Consider the following 13,234-nt stretch of genomic DNA (forward strand, 5'->3'; position numbering starts at 1 on the left):
TTGAGGGAGCGTCTGGTTGGGCGTCTGCGGAACCCCGGGCGTGTCGTCGTCCCGGGTGGCAGCTCAGTGCCTGACGGTCCCGGTCGTTCGCCCGCCGGGGGCCACGCCGTCCGGCTGCGGGCTCGCGTCAAGGTTGGATCTGCACCCGAACGACTGTGAGCGTGGCGTCCGGTCCCGCGGCGGTGCTGTAGGCGACGATCTGACCCCCGTCGGAGGTCAGGCGTCCGCCGTCTGCCAGCGAAGGGAGCTTCGCGGCTGCGTTCGAGGTCAGGCTGTGGACCACGGGCGCGCCCTGGTAGCTGTGCCACACGGTGAAGTCCGCCCCGGTGACCGGGTACCCGGTTGGCAAGTAGCCCCGGTGGAGCAGGCGGTCCGAGCTCGTCTCGACCGGAGAGGCGTGAACCTCGTAGGGGTCGTCCAACACGCCGTCGTCCGGCAGAGGGCCGGCAGGGTCGATGTGCTCGGTCCACACCACGGAGTCTCCGGCGGCGGCGCAGCCCATGGCGAGTGCGGAACTCGTGAGGGGACGTGGGTCCGCAGACCCGTCGAGCGGCAGGCTCCAGCAGTCACCGCCGACGGTGTGGCGGTGACTGCCGTCGCCGGCGGGACCCAAGTAGATCAACTGCTCGTCTGCTGCGCTCTCGCTCCCGGGGGTCATCTCATTGTGCCGCAGCAGATCCCGGGGCGGCTGCGTGGAGTCGATGCGCCACGCCTTCTCGCGGGCCGACCGATCCGCCTCGGCCTGCGTCCAGAAGAAGTAGTCGCCGCGCCCGTGAATCTGGGGCACGTACGGGTCGGGATTGGTCCCGTTGGAGGCGAGAAGGCGCCGCTCGTGGGTGGAGGTGTTGAGCGCCCACACGCGCCACAGCACCCGGGGGTCACTTTCGCCTTGCCGGTGGCTCTGATCGACCCAAGCGATCCAGTCGCCGGTGACGGCAACCCAGTTGATGAGCCCGGTGGACCACTGGCTCCGGGCCACCGTTCGCCGCGACCCGTCGGCGAGGTCGACGGTGCCGACGCGGTCCCAGTCGACGTCAACCGATTTGCTGAAAGGGAACGCGACGCGTTGACCGTCGACCGCCAGCGGCCCCACCACTCTGCCGGCCAGATGGAACCTGCCAACCGTGTGGATCGAGATCTGCTGATCCGTGTGCTGCGGTGACGAGGTTGGAGTCGCCGACTCGGTGATCGGCCCCGAGTCGGCGGGCGGAGCGCTGCTCGTGCACGCCGACGTGCCTCCGAGGAGCACAACCGTCAGCGCGGCAACAGCCGCGCGCGCCGAGAAGGTGCGACGAGAAGATGACGTACAGGCGCCTACCCCGAGCATGACAGTCATGGTGCCTGCCCACGGTTCAGAGACACCCGATCTCGCCATGACACGCCGCGTTCAGCGCTTGAACCGGTTCCGACCCGATCGCGGATGGGGCCGAAATTGGCGCCCTTCACCCAAACTGTTTGCCGAACTCTCACCTTGCTGCCGAACTCATCACAACCTGAGCCGGTCGTCACCCGAGCAGAGCCAGCGGCGTGGCCGCCGTGACCGCGTTGACGACCGCGAGCTGGTCGAGGGTACGGCGGCGCAGGGTGACCACCTGCCGGACGTCGAGCCGCTCGCACACCCAGTCCCAGTGCAGCGAGCACCAGTCGCCGGGCTCGACGGTCCCGGCGAGGCCGCGGTCGCCGACGCGGAGCAGCGCCGTCTCCTCGACCGGGGCGGCGAGCGTGAGGTGACGCCCGTCCCAGGCGAGCGGCTGCGAGCGGACCACGGCGGTCGGGCCCGTGGTCGCCAGCACCTGGCCCCAACGCACCCGGCACCGGTCCATCACCCGCAACGGCTCGTCGCCACCGCGGCCCCCGCGCAGCAGCCCCACCCAGGGGTAGACGCCCAGCACGTGGAAGGAGTGGTGAGGCACGGCCCCTTCCGGGACGACCGCCGCGAGGTGCGCCCAGGACCGCCGCGACGTGCGCGTACGGAACCTGTCCTCCACGGAGTCCCCCAGCAGCCGCGGCCCCACCCGGTCGAGCAGCGCGTTGCCCACCCAGTAGGCCTCGACGACCCGCGCGTCCAGCGGGTCCCGCAGACCGTTCGCGACCGCGATCAGCTCGAGGTAGGGCCACGCCCCCTCGAAGCCGCGCAGCAGCCGCCTCAGGTCGGGGTCGTCGGCACCGGCGGCGGCCTGCTCCAGGAGCTGGTCCGCCGCGTCCGGGCCGCAGTATCCGAGCGCGTTGGGCGGGTAGGCATAGCGAGCGAACCGCAGCGGGCCGCTGTCGGTCGCGATGCCGCTCCTCCGCTCAGCCACGCGTCCTGACCTCCTGGGGGTGCGGCCGCACGCCCAGCCAGCACACCAGCCCGGCACCGGCGACCAGGAGCAGCTGCCAGCCGGCCTGGGTGCCGAGGCCGGCGCCGTCCGCCACGGCCTGCAGGACCGCCGTCACCGGGACGGCCAGCACCAGGACCGCGGTCACGTCGACGGCCTGGGCGCGCGCCAGCGCGGCCAGCCAGGTCCCGACGTACGCCGAGAGCAGCAGGCCGGTCAGCAGCACCCACCCGACCTGCGAGCGGCTCAGGGACCCGAGGGGCGCGAGGTCGCCCCGCACGGCCAGCCAGCCGACCAGGACCCCCGACCCGACCGTCATCCGGGCGACCGCGACCGTCCACGACGAGAGCTCGGACAACAGCCGCTTGGCCACCACCACCTCGACCGACCACAGCACGGTGGCACCGAGGATCAGCAGCTCGGGGCCACCGACCGCGGTGGGGATCCCGCCCTGCAGGCCCGCCTGCCCGGCGAGGATCGCCGCGATGGCCAGCCAGTGCCCCCACCGCAGCCGCTCGTGGAGCAGCGCGACGGCGAGCAGCGCGACCCACACCACGAGCGTCTTGTGCAGGAGCGCCGCGTCCGTGGACCCGGCTCGGGCCAGGCCCTCGAAGAACAGCACGAACGGGACGCTGCCTCCGACGACACCGACCACCGCGAGCCCGAGCCACTGCCGGGGCCCGGCGGGGCGGGTCAGTCGCACCCGGCTCCGGCCGGTGACCGCGACGACTGTGACCAGCACCGTCGCCGCCACCAGGTTCTTGGCAGTGGTGTAGACCGTTGCGTCGTCGAACTCCCTCACCCCGGAGGCGTTCACCCACACCGAGACGCCACTCACCAGAGCGGTGCACAGCGCGAGCGTCATCCCCCGCATCCTCGCGGTCATCGCGGGCTCCCTTCCCTGATCCGTTCCGCATCGGCGGCCTCCTGCGCGGTCAGCCGGGCCAGCGCGTAGCCGCAGTGCACGAGCAGCCAGTCGCCCGGCGCCGGGTCCTCGTCGCCGGTGAGCGTCAGCAGGGACACCGTCAGGGTCCGGGTGCCGACGCGCACGTCGGCCTCCGCGGGAGCGCGCACCCGCAGCACCTCGCCGAGGTCACCGAGGCACACGGCTGCGCACCTCCTCGACCACCCGCTCGACCACCGCGGGCACCACGGCCCGCACCGGCTCGGACAACTGCTCCCCGTGACCGAACGACGAGGCCTCGACACCGATGATCACCAGGTCCTCCGGCAGCCGCCGCAGCGCCCGGGCGAGCTCGACCATGGCCGCGAGCCCGAAGGCGTGGGTGCCGCGGCCGGTGGATGCCCAGGACGCCGACGGGGGCACCGACTGCACGGCACCGACGACGAGACGGTGCACCGTGCCGGGGGGCGCGCCGGAGCGCACCGCGTCCACCACCACGACCGGCTCGTAGCCGCGCCACAGGTCGATGAGCAGCGTGGGGTCGCGGTGCACCCTGACCGACACCCCCAGCAGGGCCCGTGCCGCCACACCGCGCGCCACGGCCACCCCGACCCCGTCGTCACCGCGTGCCGGGTCCCCGAGCCCGACGACCAGGGCGGTCATGACCGCTCCACCCTCAGGTCCAGGAAGTGGGTCGCACACGAGATGCACGGGTCGTAGTTGCGGATCGCGTGCTCGCACCGGTGCTGCAGCGCATGGTCGTCGAGGCCGGCCCAGGCGGTGGCCATCGCCCGCAGGTCGGCCTCGATGCTCGCCTGGTTCTGCGAGGTCGGCGGGACGATCTGCGCGTCGCGGATGATGCCCGCGGCGTCCAGCACGTAGCGGTGGAACAACGTGCCCCGGGGCGCCTCGCTGGCGCCGTACCCCTCCCCCGCCCGCGGCGGGACGTCGACCGCCGGCGGCGACCCGTCGACCCAGCCGTCGATGATCCGCAGCGCCTCGTGACACGCCTCGACGATCTCGACGGCGCGCACGACGATCGAGCGGAACGGGTTGCGGCACGTCTCGCCGAGCCCCGCGTCCCGCGCCGCATCGCGGGCGAGCGTGGAGAGCCGATCGGAGTTGAGGCTGTAGCGGGCCAGCGGCCCCACGACGTACGGCGCCGTGCTGCCCACGAGCCGGGCGTGCAACGCGTTGCTGTGCGCGACGTGCACCTCCTCGATCCGCTCGGCGAACTCCCCGACCGGGAACGACCGCCCGGCGGTGGACACCACCGAGCCGGACTCGATCGGGTAGCCCTCCTGGGCCCGCAGCGCGACGTACTCGTGGGGCTGCTCGAAGTCGGGGAACTCGAAGCCCGACACGAGCTCCACGGCCGTCACGGCGTCGTCGAGGGCGCGCTCGAGCACCGGGCGGAACCCGCGCAGCTCGGCCGCCCGCGGGAAGCGGTAGAAGCCACCGACCCGCACGTTGACCGGGTGCACCGAGCGCCCGCCGACCAGCTCCATCAGCGTGTTGCCCGCCTTCTTCAACCGCAGCCCGAGCTCGACCACGGCGGGGTGGTCGGCCGCCATCTCGATCGCCCCGTCGTAGCCCAGGAAGTCCGGGGCGTGGAGCAGGAAGACGTGCAGGGCGTGGCTCTCGATCCACTCCCCGCAGTAGAGGAGGCGGCGCATCAGACGGATCTGCTCGGTGACCTCCACCCCGCAGGCGTCCTCGACGGCCCAGCAGGCGCTGGTCTGGTAGGCGACCGGACAGATGCCGCAGATGCGGGCGGTGATGTCGGGCGGCTCGGTGTGCGCACGCCCGCGCAGGAACGCCTCGTAGAACCGCGGTGGCTCGTAGATCTGCAGCTGCACCTCGGCCACGTCGCCGTCCTGGAAGGAGATCCGCATCGCGCCCTCGCCCTCGACCCGGGCCAGCGCGCCTACCTGCAGGACCCGCCCGCCGTCGGTGAGCTTGTGCGTCATCGCGTCACCTCCTGCCGTGTGGGCTCCGAGCGAGGCGGCTCGTGCCGTCGGCTCTCCTGACGGAACGGCTCCGAGGCGGCGTTGAACGTGCGGAAGACCCGCAGGACCTCGGCCTCGTCCATGCCGAGCGCGCGCAGCCGGTCCGCCTCGGAGCGGGTGTTCGGCGTGTCCTGCGGGCCGAAGCACCCGTAGCAGCCGCGGGAGAACGCCGGGCACAGCGCACCGCACCCGGCTTGAGTGACCGGCCCCAGGCAGGGGGTGCCGTCGGCGACCATCACGCACACGGAGCCGCGGCGCTTGCACTCCACGCACACGCTGTACGTCGGGATCCGGGGCCGGCGCCCGGTGAGCTCGGCCGCCAGCAGCTCGAGCAGCTGGTGCCGGTCGACCGGGCACCCGCGCAGCTCGAAGTCCACGGTGACGTGGGCCGCCACGGGCGTCGAGCGGTCCAGCGTGGAGAGGTACTCGGGGTGGGCGTAGACCACCGAGCGGAACTCCGCGATATCGGCGAAGTTGCGCAGGGCCTGGATGCCGCCGCTGGTGGCGCACGCCCCGAGCGTCACCAGCCGCCGCGAGACCGCGCGGACCTGGTGGATCCGCTCGAGGTCGTCCGGCGTGGTGATCGACCCCTCGACGAGGGACACGTCGTACGGTCCCTCGACCACGGCACGGGTGGCCTCGGGGAAGTAGGCGATCTCGATCTCGCCGGCGAGCGGGACCAGCTCGTCCTCGCAGTTGAGGAGCGTGAGCTGACAGCCATCGCAGGACGCGAACTTCCAGACGGCGAGCTTCGGTCGGGCGGTCATGTCACAGCTCCGCTCTGGTCATCAGGGGCTCCAGGCGGTCGAACGGGAGCACCGGGCCGTCGAGGCAGAGGAACAGCTCGCGCAGCTGGCAGTGACCGCACAGGCCGATGCCGCACTTCATGTTGCGCTCCATGGAGAGGCGGATCCGCGACGGCTCCACGCCGCGAGCCACCAGCGCGACGGCGGAGTAGCGCATCATCACCTCGGGCCCGCAGACCAGCGCCGTCCGCCGGTCGGCACCGAAGGCGACCTTGCCGATGAGCTGGGTGACCAGCCCGATCCGGCCGGCCCACCCGGCCTCGCCCCGGTCGACGATCACCTCGACGGTGATCTTGTGGTCCTCCGCCCAGGAGCGCAGGTCGTCGGCGAACAGGACGTCCGAGGGGGTGCGCGCGCCGTACAGCAACGAGACCCGCTCGTAGTCCCCGCGCTCGGCACAGATCTCCAGCAGCGCCGGCCGCAGCGGGGCCAGGCCGATGCCACCGGCCACCACGACCACGTCGCCGCCTTTGGCGTCGGCCACCTCCCACCCGGTGCCGAACGGCCCGCGGACGCCGAGCACCTGCCCGGGTGCCGCGAAGGCCAGCGCGTGCGACACCGACCCGACGTCGCGGATCGTGTGCTGGAGCGCCCCGGTGCCCCGCGGGTCCCCGCTGATCGAGATCGGCACCTCGCCGACGCCGAACACCTGGAGCATCGTGAACTGGCCCGCCGCGAAGACCAGCGGGTCACCGTCGCACGGCTCGAGCTGGACGGTCAGGGTGTCGTGGTTGTCGTGCCGGGTGGAGGCGACCCGGAACCGCCGCGGCACCATCGGGTGCTCCGTCGCGTCCGGGGTCACCTGCGGGGCGGTGCTCATGACGGGCCGCCGTACAGCTCGAGCAGCCGCACCCGCGCCGAGTGCAACCGGATCGACATCACGTCGACCACCCGCCGCATCAGCGCGTAGCCCAGCACCGGGTCGTCTTCGCACCTCGCTCGCAGGCAGACGCCGTCGAACGCGACCGCGCTGGTGTCGGTCACAGCGCGGGCGTCGAAGGTCCAGCGGTACGGCGGCACCAGCCACGACCACCCGACCACGTCGTCGGCATCGGCGGTGTCGAGCACCTGGGGGCCGGTGCCCAGCCGGGTCTCCAGCGCGACCCGCCCCGTCCGCAGGACGTAGAACGCGTCGGCAGCCTCACCCTCGCGGAACAGGTACTTCCCCGGGGCGAAGTGCACGAGCGTGGCGCACCGGGCCAGCAGCGCCAACGCGTCCTCGTCGAGCCCGGCGAGGAACGGGTGGTGCGGGAGGTACTGCTCGATCGTCATCCTCGGCATCGCTCATCCGCTCCTCTCCCCTCCCGCGTCCCGCAGCGCCGCCACCTCCGCGGTGAGGTCGATGGCGGCCGGGCACCACGTGACGCAACGGCCGCACCCGACGCAGCCGGACATCCCGAACTGGTCCTCCCAGGACGCGAGCTTGTGCGTCAGCCACTGGCGGTAGCGGGCCCGGGTCGACGCCCGGACCGAGCCGCCGTGGATGTAGGAGTACTCGGCGTCGAAGCAGGAGTCCCAGACCCGCTCGCGCTCGACGAGGCCCCCGGTCAGGTCGGTGACGTCACGAACGTCGGTGCAGAAGCAGGTCGGGCACACCTGCGTGCAGTTCGCACACGCCAGGCAGCGGGTCGCGACGTCGTCCCAGACCGGGCTCTCCGCCGACGCGTAGAGCAGCTCCTTCAGACCGTCGGTGTCCAGCCGCCGTCCCATGCGCCCGGTCGCCGTGGCGACGACCTCGTCGGCGGCCGCGACGTCCTCGGCAGCCGCCTCGGGCACGCCGGCTCCCCGCGTCGCGACCTCGGCGAGCAGGTCGGCGCCGCGCTCGCTGGCGACCTCGACGACGAACCGGTGGCCCCGCTCGTCGAGCACCTCGGTCATCGCGAGGTCGTACGGCGCTGCCGGGCCCGGGCCCGCCCCGGGGCGCGGCCCGGTGCCCATCGACACGCAGAAGCAGGTGCCCGCGGGGTGGCTGCAGGTCACCGCGACCACGAACGTCCCCTCCCGGCGCAACGCGTACGCGGCGTCGCCGTACGTCCGGCGGAGGAGGACGGCGTCCTGGATCGCGATCGCGGCCAGGTCGCAGGAGCGGACCCCCAGGACCGCGACGGGCCCCTGCTCCTCGGGCTCGTCCGGCCCCCGGGCAGCGACCGGGTGCAGGCCGTCCGGCTCGTGCCGCGCCCGCCACAGGACCTCCTGGGCCGGGAAGAACAGCGGCTTGGCCGACTGCGCGCCCGCCGCGTAGCCGAACAGCAGCGGGTCGTCGCGGCGGTGCAGCCGGTAGCGCCCGGCGTCCTGCTCGTCGCCCCACCCCGCCGGCAGCTCGGCGACCGCGCGCACCGGCCCGAAGGCGATCGCCCCGTCGCGGACCACCGGCCCGAACACCTCGAAGCCCCGGCCGCGCAGGGCGTCGACCAGCGCCTGCAGTCCATCCGTGGTCAGGATCCGGGTGTCCATCGCGTCTCCCTGAGGCCCACGAGCCTCGCTGCCAGTCTGGTCGTCGCGGCGCAGCCGCGGCCAGGGACACAGGTCACCAGACTCGGGCCCTTTGGATCGCCGGGTCCCGGCCGCATCGGGGCGATCGTCAGGGCGATCGTCAGGGCAGCCGGATCAGCCGGGTGCTCTGGACGATCGAGGCGGCGGCGGACTGGAAGATCGGCGCCAGAGCCTCGGGGCTCGGGGTGCAGAAGAAGAAGTCCCCGTCGGCGTTCTCGCCGGCCACCTCGGCCGCGGTGTTGCAGCCGGCGCCGGCCCCACCCCCGTCGTCGCGACTGGGGGTGCCGTCGCTGCGCGGCGAGGCCATGGTGGCGAGCCGCTCGGTGACGTAGGAGCCCCTGTCGTAGGCGCAGCGGACGTTCTCGAGGCGGAACGCGATCGTGACGACGATGATGCCGGCGTTCTTGGCCGCGACCGCCTCGTTGACCGCATTGGTGCACCAGCTCTCGCCCTGCTGGCGGCGGACAGTCAGGTCTTCGGACTCCCGCGGTTCGCCATCGGTCATGAAGATGATCGCCTTGCGCACCGGCGCGGGCCGGGCGGTCGACCCGGTCAGGAGGTCGCGGGCCGCCCGCATGGGAGCGGCGAAGTAGGTACCGACCTGGCCGCTGGAGTTGGCGTCCCCCAGGCAGTCCACGGCACGGGCCAGCGGATCGTTGGGGTTGAGCACCGGCGGCCGACTCGGAGGCTGCACGTCGGTGTTGTCGTAGCCGCTGCTGAACCCGACCGGGATCCACGGGCCCTCGGTCTTGGAGGTGCTCGGCTTGCTGGGACAGCTTGCCGGTGCACTCGAGGAGCTGCGGCCGATGGTCCCCAGCGCCACCCGGTGCTGCGAAGGCGTGAGGTACTCCAGCAGGTTCTCGATCGCGTCCTCGAGGTTCGCGATGAAACCGCCCATGCTGAGGGTCCGGTCGCCGATCACGACCAGGTCGATGGGGTTGGGCGGGATGGTGCCGCACGGGCCCTGGCAGGCCACGGAGGTCACCAGTCCGGTGCTGCCGTCGTCGACCCCCACGACGGGGGCGAACACGAACGGCACGCCCAGCTCGTCGCGGGCGCGGATGGTGTTGCACTGGTCGCCCTGCTCCGGCACGCACGGGATCGCGCAGATCCGCTCGTTGCAGACCAGCCCCGGATAGGTCCCGGCGGTGTACGGCGCCGGGCCCGGGTTGCACGTCAACGGGATGTGGGTCGCGTCGACGACGTACGTCGTGCCGGCCGCGAGCGAGCCGACCACGCAGAAGAAGTCGATCTCCGGACTCGCGCCGACGTCGTTGCGGGCGGCACTGTCGAGCGCCGCCCGGCGGGCACCGGCGCCGTCCCCCGGGAGCAGGCCCACGCCGGTCTGGACGGCGGAGTCGAGGGCGTCGTGCAGCTCCTGGCGTTGGTCGACCACCTGGGCCACGTCGACCGCGAGCGCGGCGAACCCGACGAGCACCACGGTCACCAGGGCCGCGAGCACCGCCATCGCCCCGTGTTCGTCGCGGACGGCTGCGCGCCTGGTCATTCGATCCTCATCTCCGAGGTCTTGCTCAGGGTGATCCCACCCGGCGAGAACACCTGACCCAGCGGGGTGATCCACTGGTGGAGGACGCTCACTCTCACGACGACGGTGTCGCCGGGCGTGGCCGTGGCGAGGGTGCAGGTGCCGCCGGTGGGCCGGCGGCACGACACCGTGACCGAGGCCCCGGAGAGGGAGGACCGGACGACGGCCGTGATGTCCGCGGCGTCCGGGTTGAGACTGCCCTCGCGCGCGCCCTCCCGGGCCGCGTTGTTGACGAGCACGTCGTTGTCGATCGCCCACCCGAAGTCGATGGCGCCGAACACCAGCGTGATGAACGGGACCACGACCAAGGCGAACTCGACCGCGGCGGCTCCCCGCTCGTCCGCGCGACGCGCTCGCCAGCCCCCGCTCACAGCTGCCTCCCCTCGCACCACGAGGCCGGCGCCCTCCCCCGTGCGGGCGTCGGCCCCGTCATCTCGGCCCGTCGGTCGATCTCAGGCGACCTTGATCTTGCCGGCGATGGCGGTGAAGGCAGCGCTGATGCTCGTGCCGAGCGTGGTGACCGCGAGGACGATCGCGCCCGCGACCAGGGCGATCAACAGGCCGTACTCGACCGCGGTGGCGCCGCGTTCGTCGCGCCTGGTCTTGAGGTCCGTGACGAACATCAGGGCCATGAGCTGGATCTTCTCGATCATCGAAGTTCCCCTTCGTCGTTTGCCCAGGACCGCGTCTCGGTCCCGGTGACGAGCCCCTGCGGACCCGTGCCGTTGACTTGATCCTCCGACCACCGCCGGCCCCGGAGCCTCGACCTTCGTCTCGGCCTGCTAGTCATTTCGGGCTACTCGGGGGCAACCACGGAGCACCCTGTCCAGAGGGGTCAGCCGGCGCGCGGCAGCGGCGCCAGCACCAGGCCGAGACGCAGCGCCGCGGCCAACGCCTCGGTGCGGCTCTCGACGCCGAGCTTGCGGTAGACGTGGCTCAGGTGCAGCTTGACGGTGGACTCACCGAGGTGGAGCTCGCGGGCGATGTCCACGGTGCGCAGACCCTCGCCGACCAGCCGGAGGACCTCGAGCTCGCGCTCCGAGAGCCGCACGGTGGACGCCGAGGCCCGGCGTACCAGCGCCCCGGCCAGTCCGGTGCAGACGAAGCCGCGGGCCGACCGGGTCGCGTGCCGGGCGACCGCGACGACCTCCTCGCCCCGGGACTCCTTGCCGAGGAAGGCCGAAGCACCGGCCTCCATCGACGCGAAGATCTGGGGGTCCCCGGCGTACAGCGTGAGCACGACGACGCCGACCGTGGGGCTGTCGCGGCGCACCGTGCGCACGACGTCCAGGCCGGACCCGTCGGGCAGCTGCAGGTCGGTCACGACGACCGCGGGGTGGAGCGCGGCCCACATCGAGAGCGCTTGGTGGACCGTCTCGGCCTGGCCGACGACGTCGAAGTCGCCCGCGCGCTCGAACGCGCGCGCCAGGCCCTGCCGGACCAGGTCGTGGTCATCGACGAGCAAGACGGTGGTGGTCATGGTCGGCTCCCCTCGTGCTCATCGGGGCGCTCGCCCGCACGAGCGTCACCGTCGTCCCGTGGCCGGGTCGGCCGGCGACCTCGAGCCGGCCACCGATCCGCTGCGCGCGCTCGCGCATGCCCTGGAGCCCGTAGTGCCCGGCGCGCGACGCTGCACCGCCCTCCCCGTCGTCCTCGACGCACAGGCGCAGACCCGATGCGTCCTGCGCGAGCGTCACCCACAGGTCGGAGCAGCCCGCGTGTCGCACGGCGTTGACGACGGACTCCCGCCCGATCGCAAGGACGTCCCGCTCCACCGACGAGGAGAGGTCGGCGACGGGACCCAAGCGGAGGTGGACCCGGATGCCGGCGCGTCGTCCGGCTTCGCGCGCGTACGTCGCGAGCGCCTCGGCGACCCGGCTCTCGGCACCGGGGTCCTCGCGCAGGTCGAGCACCGAGGTGCGCAGGTCGCGCGCGATACCGGTGATCTCCTCGCGGAGCGTCTCCACGGTCTCCTCGATCGCACTCCCGGCGACCTGGGCACGGACATCGTCGGCGAGGTAGCCCAGCGCCACGATCCGCTGGCCGACCCCGTCGTGCAGCTCGCGTGCGAGCCGCCGACGTTCCTCGGACCGCGCCGACCGGCGGGCGTCGTCGAGCAGGAGCTCCCGCTCCAGCGCGAGGACGTCCTGCTGGGAGTCGTCGTTGAGGAAGTCGAGCCGACGGGCCCCCGCCCGGGTCGCTCGCCGTCGTGTCCAGACGCTCATCCGAACACCCCCGCCATTCGGATGCCGGCGGGCCCCAGCACGACGATGAACAGGCTGGGCAGGATGAACGCCACCAGGGGCAGCATGATCTTGACCGGCACCTTCTGCGCCTTCTCCTCGGCGCGCTGCCGCCGCCGCAACCGCATCTCCCTGCTCTGGATCCGCAGCACCCGGCCGACCGGCACTCCGAGCTGTGCGGCCTGGACCATCGCCTGGCAGAACGACCGCAGCTCGGGGATGGTGCTGCGCTCCCCCATCGCCCGGATCGCGTCCTTGCGTCCCACCCCGATCTGCATCTCCTGGAGCAGCCGGGAGAACTCCTGGGCGAGCGGACCGGTGGTGTGCCGGGCCACTCGGAGCACCGCGGCGTCGAAGCCCAGGCCCGCCTCGACCGAGATCGTCAGCAGGTCCAGGGCGTCGGGCAGCGACCGACGCATCAGCGCCTCGCGCTTCTCTCCGGCGTTGTAGAGCAGGACGTCGGGAAGCACGAACCCGGCGACGGCTGCGACCGTCGCGAGGACGAGCACCCGCGTCGGCGACGCACCGGTGGCGGCCGCGTAGCAGAGCACGAGACCGCCGAGCGTGATCACCGCCAGGAGCTTCGCGCCGACGACCCGGTCGACGTCCCACCCCGTGGGATTGCCCGCGATGTCGAGCCGACGCTGGATCCTCGTCGGCGCTCCCGCCCGCGCCAGCCGGCGTCCCGGTCCTGCGAGGCGGGCGGCCGCCGGGGCGAGCACCCGCTCGACGAACGTGCCGCCGGCCACGTGTTCGCTCTCCTCACCAGGCGCACCGTCCAGGGCGCGCACCGCGGCCAACGACGCCGCGACGTCACGCCGCCCGGACGCCAGTCCGCCCACGACCGCGAGCGCGAGGGTGGCGCCGATGAGCACGAGCAGAGCACCGCCGAGGAGCAGGACGATCGGCGTCATC

General features: G+C 72.8%; 16 protein-coding genes. All 16 read right to left on the reverse strand.

From position 1 onward, the window contains the following. Positions 1 to 127: 127 nt before the first annotated feature. On the reverse strand, positions 128 to 1,336 hold the full coding sequence (locus tag AC3ANS_RS13200) for a hypothetical protein (RefSeq protein ID WP_488292049.1): 1,209 nt from the start codon (positions 1,334 to 1,336) through the stop codon (positions 128 to 130). 169 nt (positions 1,337 to 1,505) lie between these two features. Further along, positions 1,506 to 2,300: a DUF6390 family protein gene (locus tag AC3ANS_RS13205; protein ID WP_488292050.1), complete on the reverse strand. Its 795-nt coding sequence runs from the start codon at positions 2,298 to 2,300 to the stop codon at positions 1,506 to 1,508. Beyond that, positions 2,293 to 3,204, reverse strand: a complete 912-nt coding sequence (locus AC3ANS_RS13210; protein WP_488292051.1) for a DMT family transporter — start codon at positions 3,202 to 3,204, stop codon at positions 2,293 to 2,295. The genes AC3ANS_RS13205 and AC3ANS_RS13210 overlap by 8 nt, the downstream gene beginning before the upstream one ends. After that, positions 3,201 to 3,425, reverse strand: a complete 225-nt coding sequence (locus AC3ANS_RS13215; RefSeq protein ID WP_488292052.1) for a HypC/HybG/HupF family hydrogenase formation chaperone — start codon at positions 3,423 to 3,425, stop codon at positions 3,201 to 3,203. The genes AC3ANS_RS13210 and AC3ANS_RS13215 overlap by 4 nt, the downstream gene beginning before the upstream one ends. Further along, positions 3,412 to 3,885, reverse strand: coding sequence for a hydrogenase maturation protease (locus AC3ANS_RS13220; RefSeq protein ID WP_488292053.1), 474 nt, complete (start codon positions 3,883 to 3,885; stop codon positions 3,412 to 3,414). Before AC3ANS_RS13220 ends, AC3ANS_RS13215 begins: the two co-directional genes overlap by 14 nt. Then, positions 3,882 to 5,192, reverse strand: coding sequence for a Ni/Fe hydrogenase subunit alpha (locus tag AC3ANS_RS13225; protein WP_488292054.1), 1,311 nt, complete (start codon positions 5,190 to 5,192; stop codon positions 3,882 to 3,884). The genes AC3ANS_RS13220 and AC3ANS_RS13225 overlap by 4 nt, the downstream gene beginning before the upstream one ends. Beyond that, positions 5,189 to 5,998, reverse strand: a complete 810-nt coding sequence (locus AC3ANS_RS13230; protein WP_488292055.1) for an NADH-quinone oxidoreductase subunit B family protein — start codon at positions 5,996 to 5,998, stop codon at positions 5,189 to 5,191. Before AC3ANS_RS13230 ends, AC3ANS_RS13225 begins: the two co-directional genes overlap by 4 nt. Position 5,999: 1 nt before the next feature. Then, on the reverse strand, positions 6,000 to 6,857 hold the full coding sequence (locus AC3ANS_RS13235) for an FAD/NAD(P)-binding protein (RefSeq protein WP_488292056.1): 858 nt from the start codon (positions 6,855 to 6,857) through the stop codon (positions 6,000 to 6,002). Continuing rightward, on the reverse strand, positions 6,854 to 7,318 hold the full coding sequence (locus tag AC3ANS_RS13240; protein ID WP_488292057.1) for a cyclic nucleotide-binding domain-containing protein: 465 nt from the start codon (positions 7,316 to 7,318) through the stop codon (positions 6,854 to 6,856). Before AC3ANS_RS13240 ends, AC3ANS_RS13235 begins: the two co-directional genes overlap by 4 nt. 3 nt (positions 7,319 to 7,321) lie before the next feature. Further along, complete coding sequence (locus AC3ANS_RS13245) at positions 7,322 to 8,491, reverse strand: 4Fe-4S dicluster domain-containing protein (RefSeq protein WP_488292058.1); 1,170 nt, start codon at positions 8,489 to 8,491, stop codon at positions 7,322 to 7,324. Positions 8,492 to 8,630: 139 nt separating this feature from the next. Then, on the reverse strand, positions 8,631 to 10,037 hold the full coding sequence (locus AC3ANS_RS13250) for a TadE/TadG family type IV pilus assembly protein (protein WP_488292059.1): 1,407 nt from the start codon (positions 10,035 to 10,037) through the stop codon (positions 8,631 to 8,633). Beyond that, positions 10,034 to 10,447, reverse strand: a complete 414-nt coding sequence (locus tag AC3ANS_RS13255; protein ID WP_488292060.1) for a TadE/TadG family type IV pilus assembly protein — start codon at positions 10,445 to 10,447, stop codon at positions 10,034 to 10,036. The genes AC3ANS_RS13250 and AC3ANS_RS13255 overlap by 4 nt, the downstream gene beginning before the upstream one ends. A gap of 81 nt (positions 10,448 to 10,528) precedes the next feature. Next, on the reverse strand, positions 10,529 to 10,729 hold the full coding sequence (locus AC3ANS_RS13260; protein WP_488292061.1) for a Flp family type IVb pilin: 201 nt from the start codon (positions 10,727 to 10,729) through the stop codon (positions 10,529 to 10,531). Between the two features lie 182 nt (positions 10,730 to 10,911). Next, on the reverse strand, positions 10,912 to 11,556 hold the full coding sequence (locus AC3ANS_RS13265) for a response regulator transcription factor (protein ID WP_488292062.1): 645 nt from the start codon (positions 11,554 to 11,556) through the stop codon (positions 10,912 to 10,914). Then, on the reverse strand, positions 11,528 to 12,301 hold the full coding sequence (locus tag AC3ANS_RS13270) for a sensor histidine kinase (protein WP_488292063.1): 774 nt from the start codon (positions 12,299 to 12,301) through the stop codon (positions 11,528 to 11,530). Before AC3ANS_RS13270 ends, AC3ANS_RS13265 begins: the two co-directional genes overlap by 29 nt. Next, positions 12,298 to 13,233: a type II secretion system F family protein gene (locus AC3ANS_RS13275; RefSeq protein WP_488292064.1), complete on the reverse strand. Its 936-nt coding sequence runs from the start codon at positions 13,231 to 13,233 to the stop codon at positions 12,298 to 12,300. The genes AC3ANS_RS13270 and AC3ANS_RS13275 overlap by 4 nt, the downstream gene beginning before the upstream one ends. Between the last annotated feature and the right edge of the window lies 1 nt (position 13,234).

The sequence above is a fragment of the Nocardia sp. 149-1B genome (genome assembly GCF_057747975.1).

Bases quoted from the DNA above. Each gene is read 5' to 3' on its own strand.
- AC3ANS_RS13200 (WP_488292049.1), bottom strand. From the start codon at position 1,336: ATGACTGTCATGCTCGGGGTAGGCGCCTGTACGTCATCTTCTCGTCGC.
- AC3ANS_RS13210 (WP_488292051.1), bottom strand. From the start codon at position 3,204: ATGACCGCGAGGATGCGGGGGATGACGCTCGCGCTGTGCACCGCTCTG.
- AC3ANS_RS13220 (WP_488292053.1), bottom strand. From the start codon at position 3,885: ATGACCGCCCTGGTCGTCGGGCTCGGGGACCCGGCACGCGGTGACGAC.
- AC3ANS_RS13225 (WP_488292054.1), bottom strand. From the start codon at position 5,192: ATGACGCACAAGCTCACCGACGGCGGGCGGGTCCTGCAGGTAGGCGCG.
- AC3ANS_RS13230 (WP_488292055.1), bottom strand. From the start codon at position 5,998: ATGACCGCCCGACCGAAGCTCGCCGTCTGGAAGTTCGCGTCCTGCGAT.
- AC3ANS_RS13235 (WP_488292056.1), bottom strand. From the start codon at position 6,857: ATGAGCACCGCCCCGCAGGTGACCCCGGACGCGACGGAGCACCCGATG.
- AC3ANS_RS13240 (WP_488292057.1), bottom strand. From the start codon at position 7,318: ATGCCGAGGATGACGATCGAGCAGTACCTCCCGCACCACCCGTTCCTC.
- AC3ANS_RS13245 (WP_488292058.1), bottom strand. From the start codon at position 8,491: ATGGACACCCGGATCCTGACCACGGATGGACTGCAGGCGCTGGTCGAC.
- AC3ANS_RS13250 (WP_488292059.1), bottom strand. From the start codon at position 10,037: ATGACCAGGCGCGCAGCCGTCCGCGACGAACACGGGGCGATGGCGGTG.
- AC3ANS_RS13260 (WP_488292061.1), bottom strand. From the start codon at position 10,729: ATGATCGAGAAGATCCAGCTCATGGCCCTGATGTTCGTCACGGACCTC.
- AC3ANS_RS13265 (WP_488292062.1), bottom strand. From the start codon at position 11,556: ATGACCACCACCGTCTTGCTCGTCGATGACCACGACCTGGTCCGGCAG.
- AC3ANS_RS13270 (WP_488292063.1), bottom strand. From the start codon at position 12,301: ATGAGCGTCTGGACACGACGGCGAGCGACCCGGGCGGGGGCCCGTCGG.
- AC3ANS_RS13275 (WP_488292064.1), bottom strand. From the start codon at position 13,233: ATGACGCCGATCGTCCTGCTCCTCGGCGGTGCTCTGCTCGTGCTCATC.